The organism is Streptomyces sp. NPDC046759 (assembly GCF_040645475.1).
Taxonomy (GTDB): domain Bacteria; phylum Actinomycetota; class Actinomycetes; order Streptomycetales; family Streptomycetaceae; genus Streptomyces.
Window position 1 is genome coordinate 1 of sequence record NZ_JBEYYJ010000038.1, and the last position, 20,528, is coordinate 20,528.

8 protein-coding genes are annotated in these 20,528 nt (G+C 73.1%); 7 read left to right on the top strand and 1 reads right to left on the bottom strand.

Features of this window, described 5'->3' with window-relative positions:
* The 6 genes from ABZ919_RS36175 to ABZ919_RS36200 all read left to right on the top strand — a co-directional run.
* Positions 1-1,152: KR domain-containing protein (locus tag ABZ919_RS36175; protein WP_361256737.1), on the top strand; the 1,152-nt coding region annotated here is incomplete at its 5' end.
* A 46-nt stretch (positions 1,153-1,198) separates the two neighbouring features.
* Positions 1,199-11,293 (top strand): type I polyketide synthase, encoded by a 10,095-nt coding sequence (locus ABZ919_RS36180; protein ID WP_361256740.1) that lies wholly within the window; start codon positions 1,199-1,201, stop codon positions 11,291-11,293.
* A gap of 213 nt (positions 11,294-11,506) precedes the next feature.
* Complete coding sequence (gene ccrA, locus ABZ919_RS36185; RefSeq protein ID WP_361256743.1) at positions 11,507-12,763, top strand: crotonyl-CoA carboxylase/reductase; 1,257 nt, start codon at positions 11,507-11,509, stop codon at positions 12,761-12,763.
* Between the two features lie 46 nt (positions 12,764-12,809).
* Positions 12,810-14,009, top strand: coding sequence for a cytochrome P450 (locus ABZ919_RS36190; protein ID WP_361256746.1), 1,200 nt, complete (start codon positions 12,810-12,812; stop codon positions 14,007-14,009).
* A gap of 282 nt (positions 14,010-14,291) precedes the next feature.
* Positions 14,292-15,506, top strand: coding sequence for a cytochrome P450 (locus tag ABZ919_RS36195; RefSeq protein ID WP_361256749.1), 1,215 nt, complete (start codon positions 14,292-14,294; stop codon positions 15,504-15,506).
* Between the two features lie 44 nt (positions 15,507-15,550).
* Positions 15,551-15,745: a ferredoxin gene (locus tag ABZ919_RS36200; protein ID WP_361256752.1), complete on the top strand. Its 195-nt coding sequence runs from the start codon at positions 15,551-15,553 to the stop codon at positions 15,743-15,745.
* Between the two features lie 56 nt (positions 15,746-15,801).
* On the opposite strand, the gene ABZ919_RS36205 is transcribed toward ABZ919_RS36200, so the two are convergent.
* Positions 15,802-19,341, bottom strand: a complete 3,540-nt coding sequence (locus ABZ919_RS36205; protein WP_361256754.1) for a BTAD domain-containing putative transcriptional regulator — start codon at positions 19,339-19,341, stop codon at positions 15,802-15,804.
* Positions 19,342-19,819: 478 nt separating this feature from the next.
* On the opposite strand from ABZ919_RS36205, the gene ABZ919_RS36210 reads away from it, so the two are divergent.
* Positions 19,820-20,398 carry a LuxR C-terminal-related transcriptional regulator gene (locus ABZ919_RS36210; protein ID WP_361256757.1) on the top strand — a complete coding sequence of 193 codons (579 nt, stop codon included), beginning with the start codon at positions 19,820-19,822 and terminating at the stop codon, positions 20,396-20,398.
* Positions 20,399-20,528: the final 130 nt, after the last annotated feature.

The window sequence follows — 20,528 nt, forward strand, 5'->3', positions numbered from 1 at the left end:
GTACGCGTGACCGTCGCCGCCTGTGACGTGGCCGACCGCGAGGCGCTGGCCGCGCTGCTCGCCGAGCACCCGGTGAACGCCGTCGTCCACACGGCCGGCACCGCCGAGGCGGGCATGCTCGCCGAGACGAGCCTCGGTGACTTCACGACGACGGTCGCCGCGAAGGCCCTCGGGGCCGCGCACCTCCATGAACTGCTCGGCGATCAGGAGTTGGACGCCTTCGTCCTGTTCTCTTCCATCTCCGGTGTGTGGGGAGGCGGCGGGCAGGCGGCGTACTCGGCTGCGAACGCCTTCCTCGACGGTCTGGCGCAGCACCGGCGGGCCCGGGGCCTCGCCGCGACCGCGATCGCCTGGGGCCCGTGGGCCGGGGGCGGCATGGTCGCCGACGCCGGGGACGAGGAGCGGCTGCGGCAGCGCGGCCTGACCGCGCTGCGGCCGGACCGGGCGATCTCCGCGCTGCAGGGTGCGCTGAGCGGCGGGGACGGCACGGTCACCGTGGTGGACGTGGACTGGGAGCGGTTCGCCGTCCCGTTCACCGTCAGCAGGCCGAGTGCGCTGCTGAGCGACCTGCCCGAGGTCAGGGACGCCCTCGCGAAGCAGCCCGCCGAGCAGGCCGCGGAGCCGTCCGCGCTGAAGGAGAAGCTGTCCACGCTGTCCGAGGACGAACGGCGACGCCTGCTCGTGGACACGGTGTGCGCGCACGCGGCGGCCGTACTCGGCCACAGCGGTGCCGTGGCGGTGGAACCGGACCTGGCGTTCCGGGACCTCGGCTTCGACTCCCTGACCGCAGTGGAGCTCCGCAACCTGCTCACCGCCGACACCGGCCTGACCCTGCCGGCCACGCTGGTCTTCGACCATCCGACGCCCGAGGCGATCGCCCGTCACCTGGCGAGCGAACTCGCCGGCGAGACGGGCCCGGACGAGGTGTCGGTCTTCAGCCAGCTCGACCGGCTGGAGTCGGTGATCTCGACGGCCGTCTCCGCCGAGGAACCGGTCCCCTCAGGGGTGCGCAGGCGGCTGCAGGAACTGCTGTCGCTGGTGAACTCCGCCGGCGAGCAGACCGCGGAATCGGCCCGTGCGCAGCGGCGACTCCGGGACGCGACGATCGACGACATCTTCGATCTGATCGATCAAGATCTAGAAATTTCCTAGTTCTTGGCGCCCTAACTTTGACGACAGCCGAGGACGGATGAGGCGGATGAGCAGCAACGAAGACAGGCTTCTCGAGTATCTCAAGCGCGTCACCGGAGACCTTCGCCAGGTCCGGGAGCGCCTTCGCGAGGTCGAGGAGAAGGACCAGGAACCCATCGCGATCGTCGGCATGGCGTGCCGGTATCCGGGCGGGGTGCGTTCGCCGGAGGACCTGTGGCGGCTGGTGGTCTCCGGCGGTGACGCGGTCGGTGACTTCCCGGCGGACCGGGGCTGGGACGTGGAGGGCATCTACGATCCCGACCCGGATGCGTCCGGCAAGACGTACACGCGCCGTGGTGGGTTCCTGTACGAGGTGGGGGAGTTCGACCCGGGGTTCTTCGGGATCAGTCCGCGTGAGGCCGTGGCGATGGATCCGCAGCAGCGCCTGCTGCTGGAGACCACGTGGGAGACGTTCGAGCGGGCCGGTATCGACGCGGAGTCGGTGCGCGGCAGCCGCACCGGAGTCTTCGTCGGCTCCGGCTACCAGGACTACGTCAACCTCCTGGTCGGGGTGGGCGGCGAGTCCGACGGACACCTCGGGACCGGTAACTCCGCGAGCGTCATGTCCGGCCGCATCGCCTACACCTTCGGCCTGGAGGGCCCGGCGGTCACGGTCGACACGGCGTGCTCGTCGTCGCTGGTGGCGCTGCACTGGGCGGCCCAGGCCCTGCGCAACGGCGAGTGCTCCATGGCGCTGGCCGGCGGCGTTCAGGTGATGACCACGCCCACCCCGTTCGTGGAGTTCAGCCGACAGCGCGGGCTGGCGCCCGACGGACGGTGCAAGGCGTTCGGCGCCGGCGCGGACGGCACCGGCTGGGCCGAGGGCATCGGCATGCTCCTGGTGGAACGGCTCTCCGACGCCCGCCGCCACGGGCACCGGGTGCTGGCCCTCGTGCGGGGCAGCGCGGTGAACCAGGACGGCGCGTCCAACGGCCTCACCGCGCCGAACGGTCCGGCGCAGCAGCGGGTCATCCGCCAGGCCCTGGCCTCGGCCGGGCTGTCTCCCGCCCAGATCGACGTCGTGGAGGCCCACGGCACGGGGACGAGGCTGGGTGATCCGATCGAGGCGCAGGCGCTGCTCGCCACGTACGGGCGGGAACGGCGCGAAGGGCAGCCGCTGTGGCTCGGCTCCCTGAAGTCCAACATCGGCCACACGCAGGCGGCCGCGGGTGTCGGCGGCATCATCAAGATGGTCATGGCCATGCGCCACGGCGTCCTCCCGCGGACCCTGCACGCGGACGAGCCGACACCGCACGTGGACTGGTCGGCCGGCGACGTCCGCCTGCTGACCGAGGCCGTGGACTGGCCGGAGACCGGTCACCCGCGCCGGGCCGCCGTGTCGTCCTTCGGCGTCAGCGGAACCAACGCCCACACCATCGTCGAACAGGCCCCGCCGGCCCAGGACGAGGAACCCGCAGGGGCTCCCGCCGACGGCCCCCTCGCGTGGGTGCTCTCCGCCAGGAGCGACACGGCGCTGCGGGCCCAGGCCGCCCGGCTGCTGCCCCTCGCACGGGGCGGGGCCCGGCCGCACGACGTCGGGCTGTCGCTGGCCACGACCCGCGCGGCCATGCGTCACCGGGCCGCGGTCGTGGGGGAGACCCGTGCGGAACTCCTCCTCGGACTGGAGGACCTGGCCGCCGGCACTCCTTCGTCCGGTGTGCTGCTCGGGCACCCGACCGGTGGCAGGACCGGCTTCCTCTTCTCCGGGCAGGGCTCGCAGCGCATCGGCATGGGGCGCGAACTGTACGCGGCGTTCCCCGTCTTCGCCGCGGCCTACGACGAGGTGTGCGCGCGTCTGGACGCCCCGGTCGACGTCGACGCCGAGACCCTGCACCGGACCGGGTGCACCCAGCCTGCGCTCTTCGCGGTCGAGGTGGCCCTGTTCCGCCTCCTCGAATCCTTAGGCGTGCGGCCCGACTTCGTCGTGGGCCACTCCGTGGGCGAGATCGCCGCCGCGCACGTGGCCGGTGCGCTGTCCCTCGCCGACGCGGCGAAGCTGGTGTCCGCCCGCGCCGCGCTGATGCAGGGGCTGCCCGCCGGCGGCGCGATGGTCGCCGTGCAGGCCACCGAGGAGGAAGTCCTGCCCCTGCTCACCGACCGGGTGAGCGTCGCCGCGGTCAACGGTCCCTCGTCGGTGGTGGTCTCCGGTGACGAGACGGCGGTCCTGGCGATCGCCGCGGCCTTCGCCGGGCAGGGCCGCAAGACGTCCCGCCTGAAGGTCAGCCACGCGTTCCACTCGCCGCTGATGGATCCGATGCTGGAGCGGTTCGCCGAGGTCGTCCGCGGCCTCGCCTTCGAGAAGCCGCAGTTGCCCGTCGTCTCCAACCTCACGGGCCGGCTCGTCGAGGCCTACACCCCCGAGTACTGGGTCCGGCACGTCCGTGAGGCCGTCCGCTTCGCCGACGGCGTCCGGACCCTGCACGACCTGGGCGTGCGGACCTTCGTGGAGATCGGCCCGGGCGGTGTCCTGAGCGGCATGGCGCAGGACTGCCTGGACGAGGCCGTCACCGTGCCCGTCCTGCGCGCCGACCGCCCCGAACGGCAGGCCCTCGTGACGGCCCTGGCCCACCTGCACACGCACGGCGTGCCGGTGGACTGGAGCGTCTTCTTCGCCGGAGCGCGCACGACCGACCTGCCGACCTACGCCTTCCAGCACGAGCGGTACTGGGTGGACGCGCCGGAGACCGCCCCCGCGGTGGACCCGGTGGACGCGGAGTTCTGGGAGACCGTGGAGCGCGAGGACCTGCAGGCCCTCGCCGAGACCCTGGACATCGGGGCGGAGGACGCGTTCAGCGACGTACTGCCGAGGCTGTCGTCGTGGCGGCGGCAGCGCAAGGAGCAGTCCGCCGTCGACCATTGGTGCTACCGCGAGTCGTGGAAGCGCCTGGGCGATCCGGCTCCGGCCGGCAGCGGCGGCACCTGGCTGTTGGCCGTGCCGGAGGAGGAGAACGACCGGATCGCCGCGGTCCGCACCGCCCTCACCGCTCGCGGGGCCACTCTCAAGACGCTGGTCGTCGGCTCGGCGAGCGACCGCGCCGGACTGGCCGGGGACCTGGCCGGGACGGGGCCGGTCGACGGCGTGCTGTCCCTGCCGGTCACCGACGACCCCGTGCTGTCCACCCTGCTGCTCGTCCAGGCCCTGGGCGACGCCGGCGTCGACGCCCCGCTGTGGTGCCTCACCTCGGGCGCTGTGGCCGTGAGCGGCTCCGACGCCGTACGCGACGCCCGGCACGCCCAGGTCTGGGGCCTCGGCCGCACCGTCGCCCTGGAGCTGCCCCGGCGCTGGGGCGGCCTGATCGACCTGCCGGAGACCGTCGACGACCAGGTCGCCGCACACCTGGCCGACGTGCTGGGACAGGCACTGAGCGGCCGGTGGGAGGAGGACCAGCTCGCCGTCCGCGCCTCGGGCGTCTTCGCCCGGCGGCTCGGCCACGCACCGGCACGGGCCGCCACCCGCCGCTGGCAGCCCCGCGGCACCGTCCTCGTCACCGGTGGCACGGGCGCGCTGGGCGGCCATGTCGCCCGCTGGCTGGCGCGCGGCGGCGCCGAACACCTCGTCCTCACCAGCCGCCGGGGCGCTGACGCCCCGGGCGCCGCCGCCCTGCGGGACGAACTGGAGGACCTCGGCGCCCGCGTCACGCTCGCCGCCTGCGACGTGGCCGACCGCGACGCCGTGGCGGCCCTGCTCGCCGAGCACACCTTCACCGCCGTCGTGCACGCCGCCGGGGTCCCCGACGCCGGCATGGTGGACGCCACCACCCCGGCCGCCTTCGCCGCCGCGCTCGCCGCCAAGGCCGGCGGCGCGGCGCACCTGGACGAACTGCTCGGCGACCAGGAGCTCGACGCCTTCGTCCTCTTCTCCTCCATCTCCGGCGTCTGGGGGAGCGGAGGCCAGGCCGCCTACGCCGCCGGCAACGCCTTCCTCGACGCTGTGGCCCGGCGGCGCCGCGACCGCGGCCTCACCGCGACCGCCGTCTCCTGGGGCCCCTGGGCCGACGGCGGCATGGTCGAGGACGGTGACGACGAGGAGCGGCTGCGCCGCCGCGGCCTGCACGCGATGACCCCCGCATCGGCGATCACCTCCCTGCAGCGCGCGCTCGACCGCGACGAGACCCTGCTGACCGTGGCCGACGTGGACTGGACCCGCTTCATCGTGCCGTTCACCCTCGGCCGGCCCAGCCCGCTGCTCGGCGACCTCCCCGAGGTGCGCGCTGCGCTCGCTCAGGACGCCCCCGACGCGGGCCGCGGCTCCGGGGCGCTCGCCGAGAGCCTGGCCGGGCTGTCGCACGAAGACCGGGCACGCACCCTCGTGGACCTGGTGCGCACGCACGCCGCCGCCGTCCTCGGCCACCGCACGGCGGGCGCCGTCGAGGCCGACCGGCCCTTCCGGGACCTCGGCTTCGACTCCCTGACCGCGGTGGAACTGCGCAACCGGATCAACGAGGCCACGGGCCTCGCCCTGCCCACGACGCTGGTCTTCGACCACCCCACGGCCACCGGCCTCGCCGCCCACCTGCTCGCCGAACTCACCGGCGGCCAGGACGCGGTGGCCACGGCCGCGGCGGCCGCCGCGGTGCTGGACGAGCTGGACGAGCCGATCGCCATCATCGCGATGGCCTGCCGCTACCCCGGCGGCGTGCGCTCGCCCGAGGACCTGTGGGAGCTGGTCGCCTCCGGCCGCGACGCGATCTCCCGCTTCCCCGGCAACCGCGGCTGGGACGTCGAGGCGCTCTACCACCCCGACCCCGACCACCCCGGCACCACGTACACCACCCAGGGCGGATTCCTGCACGACGCCGACGAGTTCGACCCCGCGGTCTTCGGCATCAGCCCACGCGAGGCCGTCGCCATGGACCCGCAGCAGCGCCTGCTGCTGGAGACCACCTGGGAGGCCTTCGAGCGCGCCGGGATCGCCCCCGACGCGATGCGCTCCACGGCCACGGGCGTCTTCGTCGGCTCCGGCTACCAGGACTACACCGGCCGCCCGCTCAAGGTGCCCGACGGCGTCGAGGGCTACATCCCCAGCGGCAACGCGGCCAGCGTGATCTCCGGCCGGCTCTCCTACACCTTCGGCCTGCAGGGGCCGTCGGTCACCGTGGACACCGCGTGCTCGTCCTCGCTGACCGCCCTCCACCTCGCCGTACAGGCGCTGCGGGGCGGCGAGTGCTCCATGGCCCTGGCCGGCGGCGTGATGGTGATGGCCGGACCGTCCGCGTTCACGATGTCGAGCCGGCAGCGCGCGCTGTCCGCCGACGGCCGCTGCAAGGCGTTCTCCTCGTCCGCCGACGGCACCGGCTTCGCCGAGGGCGTGGGCCTGGTCCTGGTCGAGCGGCTGTCCGACGCCCGCCGCAACGGGCACGAGGTCCTGGCTGTCGTACGGGGCAGCGCGGTCAACCAGGACGGCGCCTCCAACGGCCTGACCGCGCCCAGCGGCAAGGCCCAGCAGCAGGTCATCCGGCAGGCGCTGGCCAACGCCCGGCTCGCCCCGGAGGAGGTGGACGCCGTGGAGGCCCACGGCACCGGAACCCGGCTCGGCGACCCGATCGAGGCACAGGCGCTGCTGGCCACCTACGGCCGGGAGCGGCCCGAAGGGCAGCCACTGTGGCTGGGCTCGCTGAAGTCCAACATCGGCCACACGCAGGCGGCCGCGGGCGTCGGCGGCGTCATCAAGATGGTGATGGCCATCCGCAACGGCATCCTGCCGCAGACGCTGCACGTCGACGAGCCGACCGCGGACGTCGACTGGGCCGCCGGGAACGTGCGCCTGCTCACCGAGCAGACCGCCTGGCCCGCCCAGGACAGGCCACGGCGTGCGGCCGTCTCCTCGTTCGGGATGAGCGGCACCAACGTGCACACCATCATCGAGCAGGCCCCGCGAACCGCGCCCGCCGCCGAGGGCGAGCAGACGCCCGCGGCGCAGGACGCGGCCGCCGCCCCGCCCCTGGAGACCGCCGCCGCGCCCCTGGACGTGTTCCCGTGGGCGCTGTCCGCGAAGACCGCCCGGTCCCTGCGCGAGCAGGCCGGCCGGCTGCTGCACCACCTCGACCGCACCGAAGGGCTCTCCCTGCCCGATGTCGGCCGCGCCCTCGTCACCACGCGGACGCAGCTGGAACAGCGCGCCGTGGTCGTCGGCCGTGACCGGCACGAGCTGCGGGCCGGGCTCGCGGCGCTCGCCGACGGCAGACCCGCGGACACCGTGGTCCAGGGCACCGCGGCGGCCTCCGGCAAGGTCGCCTTCGTCTTCCCCGGTCACGGCTCGCAGTGGACGGAGATGGCCCGCGAACTGCTGGACACCTCCCCGGTCTTCGCCGAGCAGGCGAAGGCCTGCGCCGAGGCGTTCGCCCCCTACGTCGGCTGGCCGCTGCTCGACGTCCTGCGCGCCGAGCCGGGCGCGCCGGGCATGACCGAGGTGGAGGTCGCCCAACCCGCGCTGTTCACGGTGATGGTGTCCCTGGCCGCCCTGTGGCGGTCCTACGGTGTGACGCCCGCCGCCGTCGTCGGCCACTCGCAGGGCGAGGTCGCCGCCGCGTACGTCGCGGGCGCGCTGACGCTGGACGACGCGGCCCGGGTCGTGGCGCTGCGCAGCCGTTCGCTGACCAGGCTCATCGGCAAGGGCGCGATGCTCGCGGTCGCCATGCCCGCCGACCTGGCCCGGGCGAGGCTGGAGAAGTACGGGGACCGGCTGTCCGTCGCCGCCGTGAACGGGCCCGCCGCCCTGACCGTCTCCGGAGAGCCCGACGCGGTCGACGAACTCCTGGCGGAACTCGAAGCCGAGGGCGTGCGGGTGCGCAAGGTCCGCGGCGCCACCGGCGCCGGGCACTCCGCCCAGGTGGAGAGCCTGCGCCCCGAACTGCTCGAGCTGCTCGCCCCGGTCGCGCCGGGCCCGGCGGACATCCCCTTCCACTCCACGGTGACCGGCACCGTGCTGGACACCACCGCCCTGGACGCCGAGTACTGGTACCGCAACGCCCGGCACACGGTGGAGTTCGAGCGGACCGTACGGACGCTGCTGGCGGACGGGCACGGGGTGTTCGTCGAGTGCAGCCCGCACCCGCTGCTGGCCGACGCGGTGCAGGAGATCGCGGAGGAGGCCGGTGCCGGCGCCGTGACCGGCGGCTCGCTGCGCAGGGGACAGGGCGGCATGGACCGCTTCCTGCGCTCCGTGTCCGAACTGCACGTGAGCGGCGTACGCGTGGACCTGACGGTCCCCTTCGCCGGGCGTCCGGTACGGCGCGTGGACCTGCCGACGTACGCGTTCCAGCGGCGGCGGTACTGGCTGGAGAGCGCCGACCCGGTGCCTGCGGGCGCCGATCCGGTCGAGGCCGGGTTCTGGGAGCTGGTGGAGAACTCCGACCTGTCCGGGCTCGCCGAGGAACTCGGGGCGGACGACGCCGCCCTCGTCGGCCCGGCGCTGCCGGTGCTGTCCGCGTGGCGTCGGCGCGGCCGCGAGAGGTCCACGGTGGACGGCTGGCGCTACCGCGTCTCCTTCCGGCGGCTGACCGACGACCCGAACCCCGGCCTGGACGGCCTGTGGCTCGCCGTCCTCCCCGCCGGGCTGGCGGACGGACAGTGGCCGCCCTGCGTCGTCGGCGTGCTCGGCGCCCACGGTGCCAAGGTGCGCGTGGTGGAACTCCCCGTGGGCTGCGACCGCGCGCAGGCCGCGCGCCTGCTCGCCGAGGAACTCGGCGGCGAACAGCCCGCCGGTGTCCTCTCCCTGCTCGGTCTCGCCCCCGGCAGCCACCCGGCCCACCCGACGTTGTCCGCGAGTCTCGCCACGACCGTCACCCTGCTGCAGGCGCTGGGGGACGTGGACGTGCAGGCACCGCTGTGGTGTGCGACCCGCGGAGCCGTGTCCACCGGGTCCGGCGACCCGCTGCGCGACGCCGGTCAGGCACAGCTGTGGGGCCTGGGCATCGTCGCCGCACTGGAACTGCCCCGGCGCTGGGGCGGTCTGGTCGACCTGCCCGAGAAGCTGGACGAACACGCGCTGCGCCGCCTGGCCGGAGTGCTGGCCCAGCACGACGAGGACCAACTCGCCGTACGTGCCGACGGCGTGTACGGCCGGCGCATGGTCCGGGCACGGCCCGCCGACGGGAAGCCCGCCACACCGTGGCGGCCTCGCGGCACCGTCCTGGTCACCGGCGGAACCGGCGGCGTGGGCCGGCACCTCGCCCGTTGGCTGGCCCGCGCGGGCGCGCAGCACCTGGTGCTCACCAGCAGGAGCGGGCCCGACGCCCCCGGCGCGCGGGAACTGCACGCGGAGCTGACCGCCCTGGGCGCCGAAGTGACCGTCGCCGCCTGCGACATCGCCGACCGCGACGCGCTCGCCCGACTGCTCGCCGGCATCGAGTCCCGGCACCCGCTCACCGCGGTGCTGCACGCCGCCGGCACGGCACGGTCGTCCCTGCTGGCCGACGCCGGTCTCGACGAGTTCGCCGAAGCCGCGGCCGCCAAGGTGACCGGCGCCGTCCACCTCGACGAACTGCTCGACGGCCGTGAGCTGGACGCGTTCGTCCTCTTCGCCTCGGGTGCCGGCGTCTGGGGCAGCGGCGGGCAGGCCTCGTACGCCTGTGCCAACGCCTTCCTCGACGCCCTGGCACTGCGGCGGCGGGCCCGCGGCCTGACCGCGACCTCCCTCGCCTGGGGCGGCTGGGCGGGCGGCGGCATGGTCGACGACGCGGTCCAGGAGCGCGGCGAGAAGCGGGGTCTCGGCTTCATGGCCCCCGAGCTCGCGATCCGCGCCCTGCACCAGGCCGTCGACCACGACGAGGCGACCCTCACCGTCGCCCCGATCGACTGGGAGAAGTTCCTGCCCGCCTTCACCGTGGGACGGCCCAGCCCGCTGCTGGCCGACCTGCCCGACGTACAGCGCCTCCTGGAGGCCGAGCGGGCCGAGCAGGCCGCCGGCGAGGAGAGCGGCGCCGGAGCTGCGCTGGCCATCGAGCTCGCCCAACTCGCCCCGGCCGAGCGGGAGGAACGGCTGCTGGAGCACATCCGCTCCCAGAGCGCCGTGGTCCTCGGACACGCGTCGGCCGAGGAGGTGCTGCCCACCGCGCACTTCCTGGAGCTCGGCTTCGACTCGCTCACCGCGATCGACCTGCGCCGGCGCCTGTCGGCGGCGACCGGTCTGCGCCTGCCCGCCGGACTGGCCTTCGACCATCCCACGCCCGCCAGGCTCGCCAAGTACCTGCTGACGCGCCTTCAGGACGCCGGCCGCGGCACGCCGGAGGAGCGGCCCGCCGACATGCTGGTGCAGCTCTACCGGCACGCGAGTGAGAACGGGACCGCCGCCGAGGCAATGGGGATGCTGATGGAGGCCGCCCGCTTCCGGCCGTCGTTCGAGCGGCCCGAGGACCTGGCCCGGCGGCCCGCCCCCGTGCGGTTGTCGCAAGGCGACCGCCCCTACGCGCTGATGTGCTTCTCGCCGTACGTCGTACCGGCCGGGGCGCACCAGTACGCGCGGTTCGCCGCACCCTTCCGCGACCGGCTGGACCTGTGGGCGCTGGTCAACCCCGGTTACGAGAAGGACGAGCCGGTCCCGTCGGAACCGGACGCCGTGCTCCGGCTGCACGCGCGGACCGTACGGGAGTGCGCCGGCGGAAAGCCGGTCGTCCTGCTCGGCTACTCCTCGGGCGGCTGGATCGCCCACGGCGTGGCGGCACACCTGGAGGCCATGGGGGAGCAGCCGGCGGCCGTGGTGATGGTCGACAGCTTCAGCCGGCAGGTCCCCTTCGACCACCAGGTGCTCAACGCGATGGCCCAGGCGCAGTCGCAGCGCCTGGACTTCATGAGGTCCGGCGGTGAGCAGCTGACCGCGATGGGCCGCTACATGCGCCTGTTCGACGACTGGGCCGCGCCGGAGATCGCCGCGCCGACCCTGCTCGTACGGGCGAGTGAGCCCATGCTGTCCGGCGCCGCGGACGGCGACGGGCGCGGGGCACCGCCCGAGCACGTGGACACGATCGTCGAAGTGGCCGGAAACCACTACTCGATGCTGGAGGACCACGCCGGCACCACCGCCGCGGCCGTGGACTCCTGGCTGGCGGACGTCGTCACCGACCCAGCCGGCACCCCCACACCCGAGGACGCGGCCACCCCGTGACGGGCACCACCGCACCCGAGGACACGACCACCGCGTGACCCGCCCCGCGGCCCCGAGCACGCGAGCACCGCGTGACCGGGCCCACCGCACCCCGGTGCGGGACCACGGCCCGACCGGCCCTGCCGCATCCGAGAACGCGACGACCGCACGACCGGCCCGCGACCACCGCGAGCACCCCGGACACGGACAGAACAGAAGTGGGAGACACCCATCATGACGAAGGCTCTCTACGAGATCGGCGAGACCCCGCCGCTCGGCGAGGTACCGGCGCGGATGTACGCCTCGGTGATCCGCCAGGACCGCTTCGGCGAGCCGAAGCAGGCGTTCCGCACCGAGGTCGTCGACACGCCCCCGGTGGGCCGGGGGCAGGTGCTGGTCTACGTGATGGCCGCCGGCATCAACTACAACAACGTGTGGTCCTCGCTGGGCAAGCCGGTCGACGTCATCGGGATGCGGCAGCGCCAGGGCCAGCCGGAGGACTTCCACATCGGAGGCTCGGAAGCCTCCGGCGTGGTGTGGGCCGTCGGTGAAGGCGTCCGCAACGTCAAGGTGGGTGACCACGTGCTGCTCACCAGCGGCCAGTGGGACGAGACCGCCGAGGACATCCGGCTGGGCAGGGACCCGCTGGTCTCGGAGAGCATCAAGGCCTGGGGGTACGAGACCAACTACGGCTCCTTCGCGCAGTTCTGCCGCGTCGACGAGTACCAGTGCCACCCCAAGCCCGCCCATCTGTCGTGGGAGGAGTCGGCGGCCTTCCTGCTCACCGGGCCCACCGCCTACCGGCAGCTGTTCGGCTGGCAGGGCAACACGGTCCGCCCCGGCGACCCCGTGCTGATCTGGGGCGGCGCGGGCGGCCTCGGCTCGATGGCCATCCAGCTCGTCAGGCTGGCCGGCGGCATCCCGATCGCCGTGGTCTCCAGCGAGGACCGCTCCGCGTACTGCCGCCGCCTCGGGGCGGCGGGCACCGTCAACCGCCACGACTTCGACCACTGGGGCCGGCTGCCCGATGTCGGGGACGCCGAGGCGTCGGCGCGGTTCCTGCGCGGCGCTCGCGGGGTCGGCAAGAAGATCTGGGAGATCCTCGGCGAGCGCAGGTCCCCGCGGATCGTGCTGGAGCACAGCGGCCAGGACACCCTGCCGACCTCCATGTACCTGTGCGACAACGCCGGCATGGTGGTGATCTGCGGGGGCACCTCCGGCTACAACGGAGACGTCGACCTGCGCCACCTGTGGATGCGCTCCAAGCGCCTCCAGGGCTCGCACTACGCCGACGCCCGCCAGTGCCGCGAGGTCATCGACCTCGTCGGCGCAGGCATGCTCGACCCCTGCCTGTCCGCCTGCGACGGCTTCCAGGACATCGGGCGCATGCACCAGATGATGCACGACAACGTGCACCCCTCCGGGAACATGGCCGTCCTCGTGAACGCGCCCCGGCGCGGCGAGACCTCGCTCGAACTCGCCGCCGCCTGACCGTCCCCGGCATACGAACCCCCCACCCACCAGCACAAGGAGAGTCATGCCCGAGCCCACCGCCGCCGCGCCCGCCGTCCCCAAGGCCCGCAGCTGCCCGTTCCTGCCGCCGGACGGCATCGCCGGCATCCGGGCGGCCGCCCCGGTGACCCGTGCCACCTTCACCAGCGGCCACGAGGCGTGGCTGGTGACCGGCTACGAGGAGGTGCGCGCCCTGCTGCGCGACCCCTCGTTCAGCGTCCAGGTACCCCACGCACTGCACACCCAGGACGGCGTCGTCACCCAGAAGCCCGGCCGCGGCAGCCTGCTGTGGCAGGACGAGCCGGAGCACACCGCGGACCGCAAGCTGCTCGCCAAGGAGTTCACCGTCCGGCGCATGCAGGCGCTCCGGCCGAACATTCAGCGCATCGTCGACGAGCACCTCGACGCCATCGAGGCGCAAGGCGGCCCGGTCGACCTGGTGAAGACCTTCGCCAACCCGGTGCCGTCCATGGTGATCTCCGACCTGTTCGGCGTCCCCGTCGAGCGGCGTGCGGAGTTCCAGGAGATCGCCGAGGCGATGATGCGGGTCGACCAGGACGCCGCCGCCACCGAGGCCGCCGGCATGCGCCTGGGCGGGCTGCTCTACCAGCTCGTCCAGGAGCGCCGGGCCGCCCCCGGGGACGACCTGATCTCGGCGCTGATCACCACCGAGGATCCCGACGGCGTCGTCGACGACATGTTCCTCATGAACGCGGCCGGCACCCTGCTGATCGCGGCGCACGACACCACCGCCTGCATGATCGGCCTCGGTGCGGCGCTGCTCCTGGACCGCCCCGACCAGCTGGCCCTGCTGCGCGAGGACCCGTCGCTGGTCGGCAACGCGGTCGAGGAACTGCTGCGCTACCTCACCATCGGCCAGTTCGGCGGCGAGCGCGTCGCCACCCGGGACGTGGAGCTCGGTGGTGTGCGCATCGCCGGGGGCGAGCAGGTCGTCGCGCACGTCCTCGCAGCCGACTTCGACCCCGCCTTCGTGGAGGAGCCGGAGCGCTTCGACATCACCCGCCGCCCCGCCCCGCACCTGGCCTTCGGCTTCGGCGCACACCAGTGCATCGGCCAGCAACTCGCCCGGATCGAGCTGCAGATCGTCTTCGAGACCCTGTTCCGCCGCTTCCCGACCCTGCGCCTGGCCAAGCCCGTGTCGGAGCTCCGCTTCCGCGACGACATGGTCTTCTACGGCGTCCACGAGCTGCCCGTCACCTGGTGACCTCCGCACCACGGCCCACTCCCGCAAGGAGATCGGCGCCCGGGGCGGCCAACATTGCTGCACGCGCACGGAGTTGCGCTGCCCCGGGCGCGTGGCTGCCAGGCACCGAGACTCCGTGTGCCGGTCCTCGGACCACCGCGACTCTCCCGCGGCCGCGACCCTCGGGCCGACCGGCCCCCGCCGCCCGCCGCCGGGGCGCCCCGCCGACGCACTGAGACCTCTTCCCCCAGCCGTCCACGTATCGACGCACGTCCGCACTGCCCCTTGTTCGAAAGGCACCACATGACCGAGACCGACATCCGCCTCACCGGAACGCCGGCCCCGTCCTTCCCCCGGGACAGGACCTGCCCGTACCAGCCGCCGAAGGCCTACACGGAATGGCGCGGCGAGAGCCCGCTGACGCGGGTCACGCTGTTCGACGGCCGGCCGGCGTGGCTGATCACCGGGCATGCCGAGGGACGGGCGCTGCTCGTCGATCCCCGGCTGTCCTCCGACTGGGGTCATCCGGTCTTCCCGGTCGTCGTCCGGCGCACGGAGGACCGCGGCGGGCTCGCGTTCCCGCTGATCGGCGTCGACGACCCCCTGCACGCCCGGCAGCGGCGCATGCTGATCCCCAGCTTCGGCGTCAAGCGCATGAACGCCATCCGCCCCAGGCTGCAGAGCCTGGTCGACCGGCTCCTGGACGACATGCTGGCGAAGGGGCCGGTCGCGGACCTGGTGTCGGCCTTCGCCCTGCCCGTGCCCTCCGTGGCGATCTGCGAGCTCCTCGGCGTTCCGTACGGCGACCACGACTTCTTCGAGGAGTGCTCCCGCAACTTCGTGGGCGCCGCGACGTCGGCGGAGGCCGACGCGGCCTTCGCCGAGCTGTACACGTATCTGCACGGCCTGGTCGCCAGGAAGCAGGCCGAACCCGGCGACGGTCTGCTGGACGAGCTGATCGCACGCCAGTTGGAGGAGGGCGACCTGGACCACGACGAGGTGGTCATGATCGCGTTCGTCCTGCTGGTGGCCGGCCACGAGACCACCGTCAACGCGATCGCCCTCGGAGCCCTCACGCTCATCCAGCACCCCGAGCAGATCGACGTGCTGCTGCGCGACCCTGCCGCGATCCCGGGAGTGGTCGAGGAGCTGCTGCGGTTCACCTCCGTCTCCGACTACCTGGTCAGGATGGCCAAGGAAGACATCGATGTCGGCGGCGAGACCATCAAGGCCGGTGACGCGGTGCTGGTCTCCATCACGCTGATGAACCGCGACGCCAAGGCGTACGAGAACCCTGACGTGTTCGACGCCCGGCGCAACGCGCGGCACCACGTCGGCTTCGGGCACGGCATCCACCAGTGCCTGGGGCAGAACCTCGCACGCGCCGAGCTCGAGATCGCCCTCGGTACCCTCTTCGCCCGCATCCCGGGCCTCCGGCTGGCCGTACCCCTGGACGAGGTGCCCATCAAGGCCGGTCACGACGCCCAGGGCCCGATCGAGCTCCCCGTCACCTGGTGAGGATCCGGGCGGAGGGAACGGAAGGAAGGGAGGCGGGTCACGCCATGCGCATCACCATCGACCGTGACCGGTGCATCGGCTCCGGCCAGTGCGTCATGACCGCACCCGGCGTCTTCACGCAGGACGACGACGCGCTGGTCGCCCTGGTTCCGGGACACGAGGACGGGGCGGGGGACCCGCGCGTGCACGACGTCCCCACGGCCTGTCCGGTACAGGCGGTCGCGATCTCCGAGGACTGACCGGCATCGGCCGTGAGGCACGGGGTCCGACGGGGCGGAGCGTGGGTCCACCGCGTTCATCGGCCGGAGCCGGGCCCGTCCCGGCCCGCGAGCGCCTCGTCGGCACCGACGCCCAGCAGTTCGTGGAGCAGCGGGGTGGCGGGCAGCGCCGGGTTGAGGTACACGCGTTCACGACGTTGCTCGACAGCGGCCAGCAGCATCCGGAAGGTGGCCTTCGCCTCCTCGGTCCGTCCGATGTGACGCTGGGCCTGGCCCAGCAGGCCCAGATGGAGCGGGTGGCGCAGGTACGTCCTGGACCGGCCCAGTTCGGCCAGTGAGGTGTGCATGAGGGCGAGGCCGTCGTCGTGATCTCCCGCGTGGGCCAGGCCCCACCCCTTGACGACGCCCAGCATCGCCTTCCAGTAGAGAAGTCCGTGTTCGCCCGCGACGCGGACGCCCTCGTCGCTCGAGGCGAGTGCGGTGCCGGTGTCACCCTCCCAAGCGGCCACGACCCCGTCCACGTACAGCGCGAAGGAACGGTCGGACGGCCTGCTTTCGTACTCGGTGAGGCTCAGCAGCTCACGTCGGCGCACGTCGGCGGTCTGCCGGTGACCGAGGAGCCAGTGGGTGAAGGTGTCGTAGGAGCGGCAGGAGACGCGTGGATCGTGCTGGAAGGTACGCGCCAGCGCGTGGCCCTCGTTGGCGAAACGATCCGCCATGCCGACACCGCGCTCCAGTTCGGCCAGCGCCTGAGGCAGCATTCCGCGCACGTGCAGCACGATGCCTTCGCCGTACGCCGCACCGAGCGCCGCCACGGGCTCCCGGGTCTGCCGGGAGATGTCCCGCAGCAGGCCGGAGAACTGCCGCGAGGCGTCGTAGCGGCCGCTGACCAGGTTCGCCGCGCACAGCGCCCAGAGCACCGACGGGTCCTCGGGGGCGTGCGTGGCCGTGTTGAGGGCGCGGCCGCGCGTCAGCGCCGTCTCGGCCTCGGGGTGGCCGTAGCCGCGTGTGGTGGCGAGTACCTGGCCGAGTTGGATGTGCAGCTTCTGTTCCAGCCTCACCGTGGCGGCATCGTCCGGCGGCAGGAAGCCGACCAGGTGCACTGCGCGGCGCAGCCAGATCTCCACCTGCTCGTACGCCATGGACTGCTCGGCATGTTCCGCGGCGAGCAGCAGCCGGGGCAGCACCTCGGCGGCGGGCAGCGCACTCTTGGCGTGCCAGCTGTGATGTGCCACCCGCTCGATCTCCTCGTCCCCCACCTGCCCGCGCCTGCGTGCCCGCAGCGCCTCGGCGACCCTGGCGTGCAGGCGGTGGCGGTCCTCACGGGGGAGCTCGTCGACGAGCGTCTCCTGGACCAGGGCGTGGGCGAAGTGCAGCCGCCCCGGATGGTGCGGGTCCTCTCCGAGCAGGCCGGCGCGGATGGCCGACTCGAGACCCGCGATGACCGGTTCGTCGTGCGTAGCGGTGCGGTTCAAGAGGTCGGTGTCCACCTCGGCACCGATGACGGCGCACAATCGAAGCACCCGCAGGACCGGCTCGGGCAGGGCGGTGAACCGCTGGTGCAGCGCCTCGCGCACACCGGTGGGAATGTGAGCCAGGAGCGCGTCGACCGCGCCCGGGCGACGGAGCTTGCGCGCATCGCCCACGAGGGAGAGAAGCTGCATCACGAAGTACGGATTGCCCTCGCTGCGCCGGTGCAGCACCTCGATGACCTCCGGGGCCACACCGGCGCCCGCATGTGCCTCGACGAGGGCGCCGACGGCTTGCCGGGAGAGCCCGCAGAGCCGCAGCGTCTCGGTCCTGGGACCGCGGAGCACGTCGGAGACCATGCGGCGCAGCGTGGCGTCCGACTCGGCCTCGAACGCCCGGGCCGTGAGCACGATGCCGATCGGACGGCCCTGGCAGCGGGTGCTCAGCAGCCGGAGCAGGTCGAGGGAGGCGGTGTCCGCCCACTGCAGATCTTCCAGGAGCAGTACGAGCGGGTGTTGCCCGGCGAGGGCGAGCAGCACCTCGCAGACCGCGTCGTGCGCGAGGAAGCGGGCCTGACACCAGTCGGAGGCCCATCCCGGGCCTCCGGTCCGCGCCGCCGACCGCTCGGGCATCAGCGGGGCGAGCAGGGCGCCGTACGGTTCCGTCGCCTCGCGAAAGGCATCCGGCCGGGTGGCGGACAGCCGCCGCAGGATCTGGGTCCACAACCAGTAAGGGGGGACGCCTTCGCCGGGGAAGCAGTGGCTCCAGACCACCTCCAGCCCCGAGCCGTTCTCCTGCGCGTCCATGCTCTCCAGACGGGCCGCAAGCTCCAGCAGCAGGCGGGTCTTTCCGACGCCTGGGGGGCCGAGGACGCCGGCCACATGGCCGTGGCCCACGACCGCGCTCGCGGCGGCGGTCGTCAGGCGGTCGAGCTCCTGGCTGCGGCCGGTGAACGGCGAAGGGGCAGCCGCCCACCCCGACTCGGACTCCGGGGACCCGCCGGCACCCGGGGAGGCTGCCGGCTCGTGCTCCGGCCGCGGAGCAGGCCGCCACCGGGCCGTCCCGGCCTGCGTGCCGGCGGTGTCCGCCAGCCAGCCCGGCGGCCCCTCGGTGCGCGCCTGCGGGCGCGCGTCGGCCCCCGTGATCGGGCGTTCGAGAGTCGCGCCGGAGTCATCCGCCCGGTCGACGCCGTCGGTTGCCGCCGCCCGGCCGTGCCCCGGGGGCGTGACGGCTGTCCCACCTCCTTGGAAGCCCTCGAAGCCCTCGAAGCCCTCGAAGCCCCCGAAGCCCTCGAAGCCCTCGAAGCCTGCGGACTCCGGTACTCCGCCGTCACTGATCCCGTTCCTCACGAGCTGGACGTGTGACGCTCCGGTGGACTCACGCGGTGCGGGGGACGGCTGCGGCGAAGGGGCGCTCGCTCCCGGCTCCTGGCGCAGAATCGCGTTTCTGACCCGGCGTAGTTCGGCAGCGGTGTCCACACCGAACTCCTCGACCAGATGGCTGCGCGTCCGCTCGTACACCTCGAGCGCCTCGGCCTGCCGCCCGAGCCGGGACAGTGCCGTCATCAGGTGGCCGACCAGCCGCTCCCGGGTGGGATGACGGCGTGCTTCCCCGTCCAGATCGGCGGCGACCTCTTCGGCCGCGCCGAGAGCCAGCCGCGCCTCCGCGCAGGACTCCACGGCGGTGAGCCGGATCTGTTCGAGCCGGGTGCACTCGTCGCTGAGCGGCGGATGGCTGTCGAACTCCGCGTAGGGCGAGCCGTGCCACAGGCCCAGGGCCTCGGTGAGCCGGGCCTGCGCGGTGTGCGGATCGCGCTGCTCCAGCAGCCGCCGCCCGTCGGTGACCAGACGCTCGAAGCGGCAGGCGTCGACCTGGTCGGGATCGAGGTCGAGGACGTAACCGGGCGTCCGATGACGCAGCACCGAAAGTTGGCCCGTTCCCGCCACTGCGTGCAGGGCCCGGCGCAGATGGGAGACATGGCTCTGGAGCGTCGCCACGGCGTGACGGGGCGCTTCGTCACCCCACAGTTCCTCGACGAGCAGTTCGGTGGGCACCACGCGGCCCAGGCGGATGAGCAGCAGGGCGAGCAGGGTTCGCCGGCGCGGCGGCCCGAGCGGCAGATCTCGCCCGTCGTGCCGCGCCGACATGGGCCCCAGAACGCTCAATAAGAGCTCACGGCCGGTTCCCGTGGGTAACACGTTTGCGGTCGGAGGTGTGGGCATGGCGATCCCCATCGTTCTCGCGGATACGGCTGGCTGACGGACGGTTTCGAGCCAACTGGGTCGCACGCCGTCTTCCTGTGGATCTTGACACAGAGAAAGCGCCTTCCAGGCTGCGGGTCCATCGATTGGCAAGAAAGCGGCAGGTGTTCGGCAAGGATTTCGACAAGGGGTCCGGAAAACGATGGTGGGAGACGACAAGCGGCCGCCAGCAGCTCGACCAGGACCCCGCAAGGGTGGTGACGCAGGATGGCGGCGTCTGGAGATACTGCTGGTCCAGGGCCGATGGCGCCCCTGTCGGCGGCCTTCGCGGCCGTTCACCAGCCTCCGAATTGATTTCGCGCTCAAGTTTTCTGACAGGAGCCTTCTCTTGCTGAGTCCAGCACCTGCAGCTCCGGGCCTGTGCATGGCGAGCCTCGATAAAACCCTGACCATACAGCAGGCGAACCAGGAGTTCTTCCGGCAGTTCAGCGGCTCGTCCGAGGACATCTGCGGTCGCAATTTCCGTGACGTGGTTCACCCGAGCGTGCAGCAGCCGCTGGTGCGCCAATTCTCCAATTTGTTGGAAGGGAAGCACCAGCGCTTCGTCACGCCCGTCATTGCCGTGGGCCCTGGCGAGGAGTCCGCCTTCACCGTTCCCCTCACCGCGGTCGCGGTGCGCGGTGGCCTGCCCGACACGACGGCGATCCTGGTCATGATGCCCACGGCCGGGGACGCCGAGGGGACACGTGTGGTGCCCAAACGCAAGAAGATCCTCTCCGCGATGGACGCGCGCATCCTCGAAGGCATCGCCGCCGGCGTATCGACCATCCCCCTGGCGGGGAGCCTCTACCTCAGCCGACAGGGCGTCGAGTACCACGTGACCTGCCTGCTGCGGAAGCTGAAGGTGCCCAACCGCGCAGCGCTCGTCTCCCGCGCCTACTCCATGGGCGTGCTCAAGGTCGGCACCTGGCCGCCCGAGGTCGTGGACGACTTCGTGAAGTGAGCGGGCATGGAGCCCCGCGCCGGTGGCCGTGGCCGCGTTCACCCCGGCCGAACGCAGGACGGCGGCCGGACTCGCCGCTCATCGAGTGCCCGGCAAGCGTACGGCGCAACGGCTCGCATGACTGCGCGCG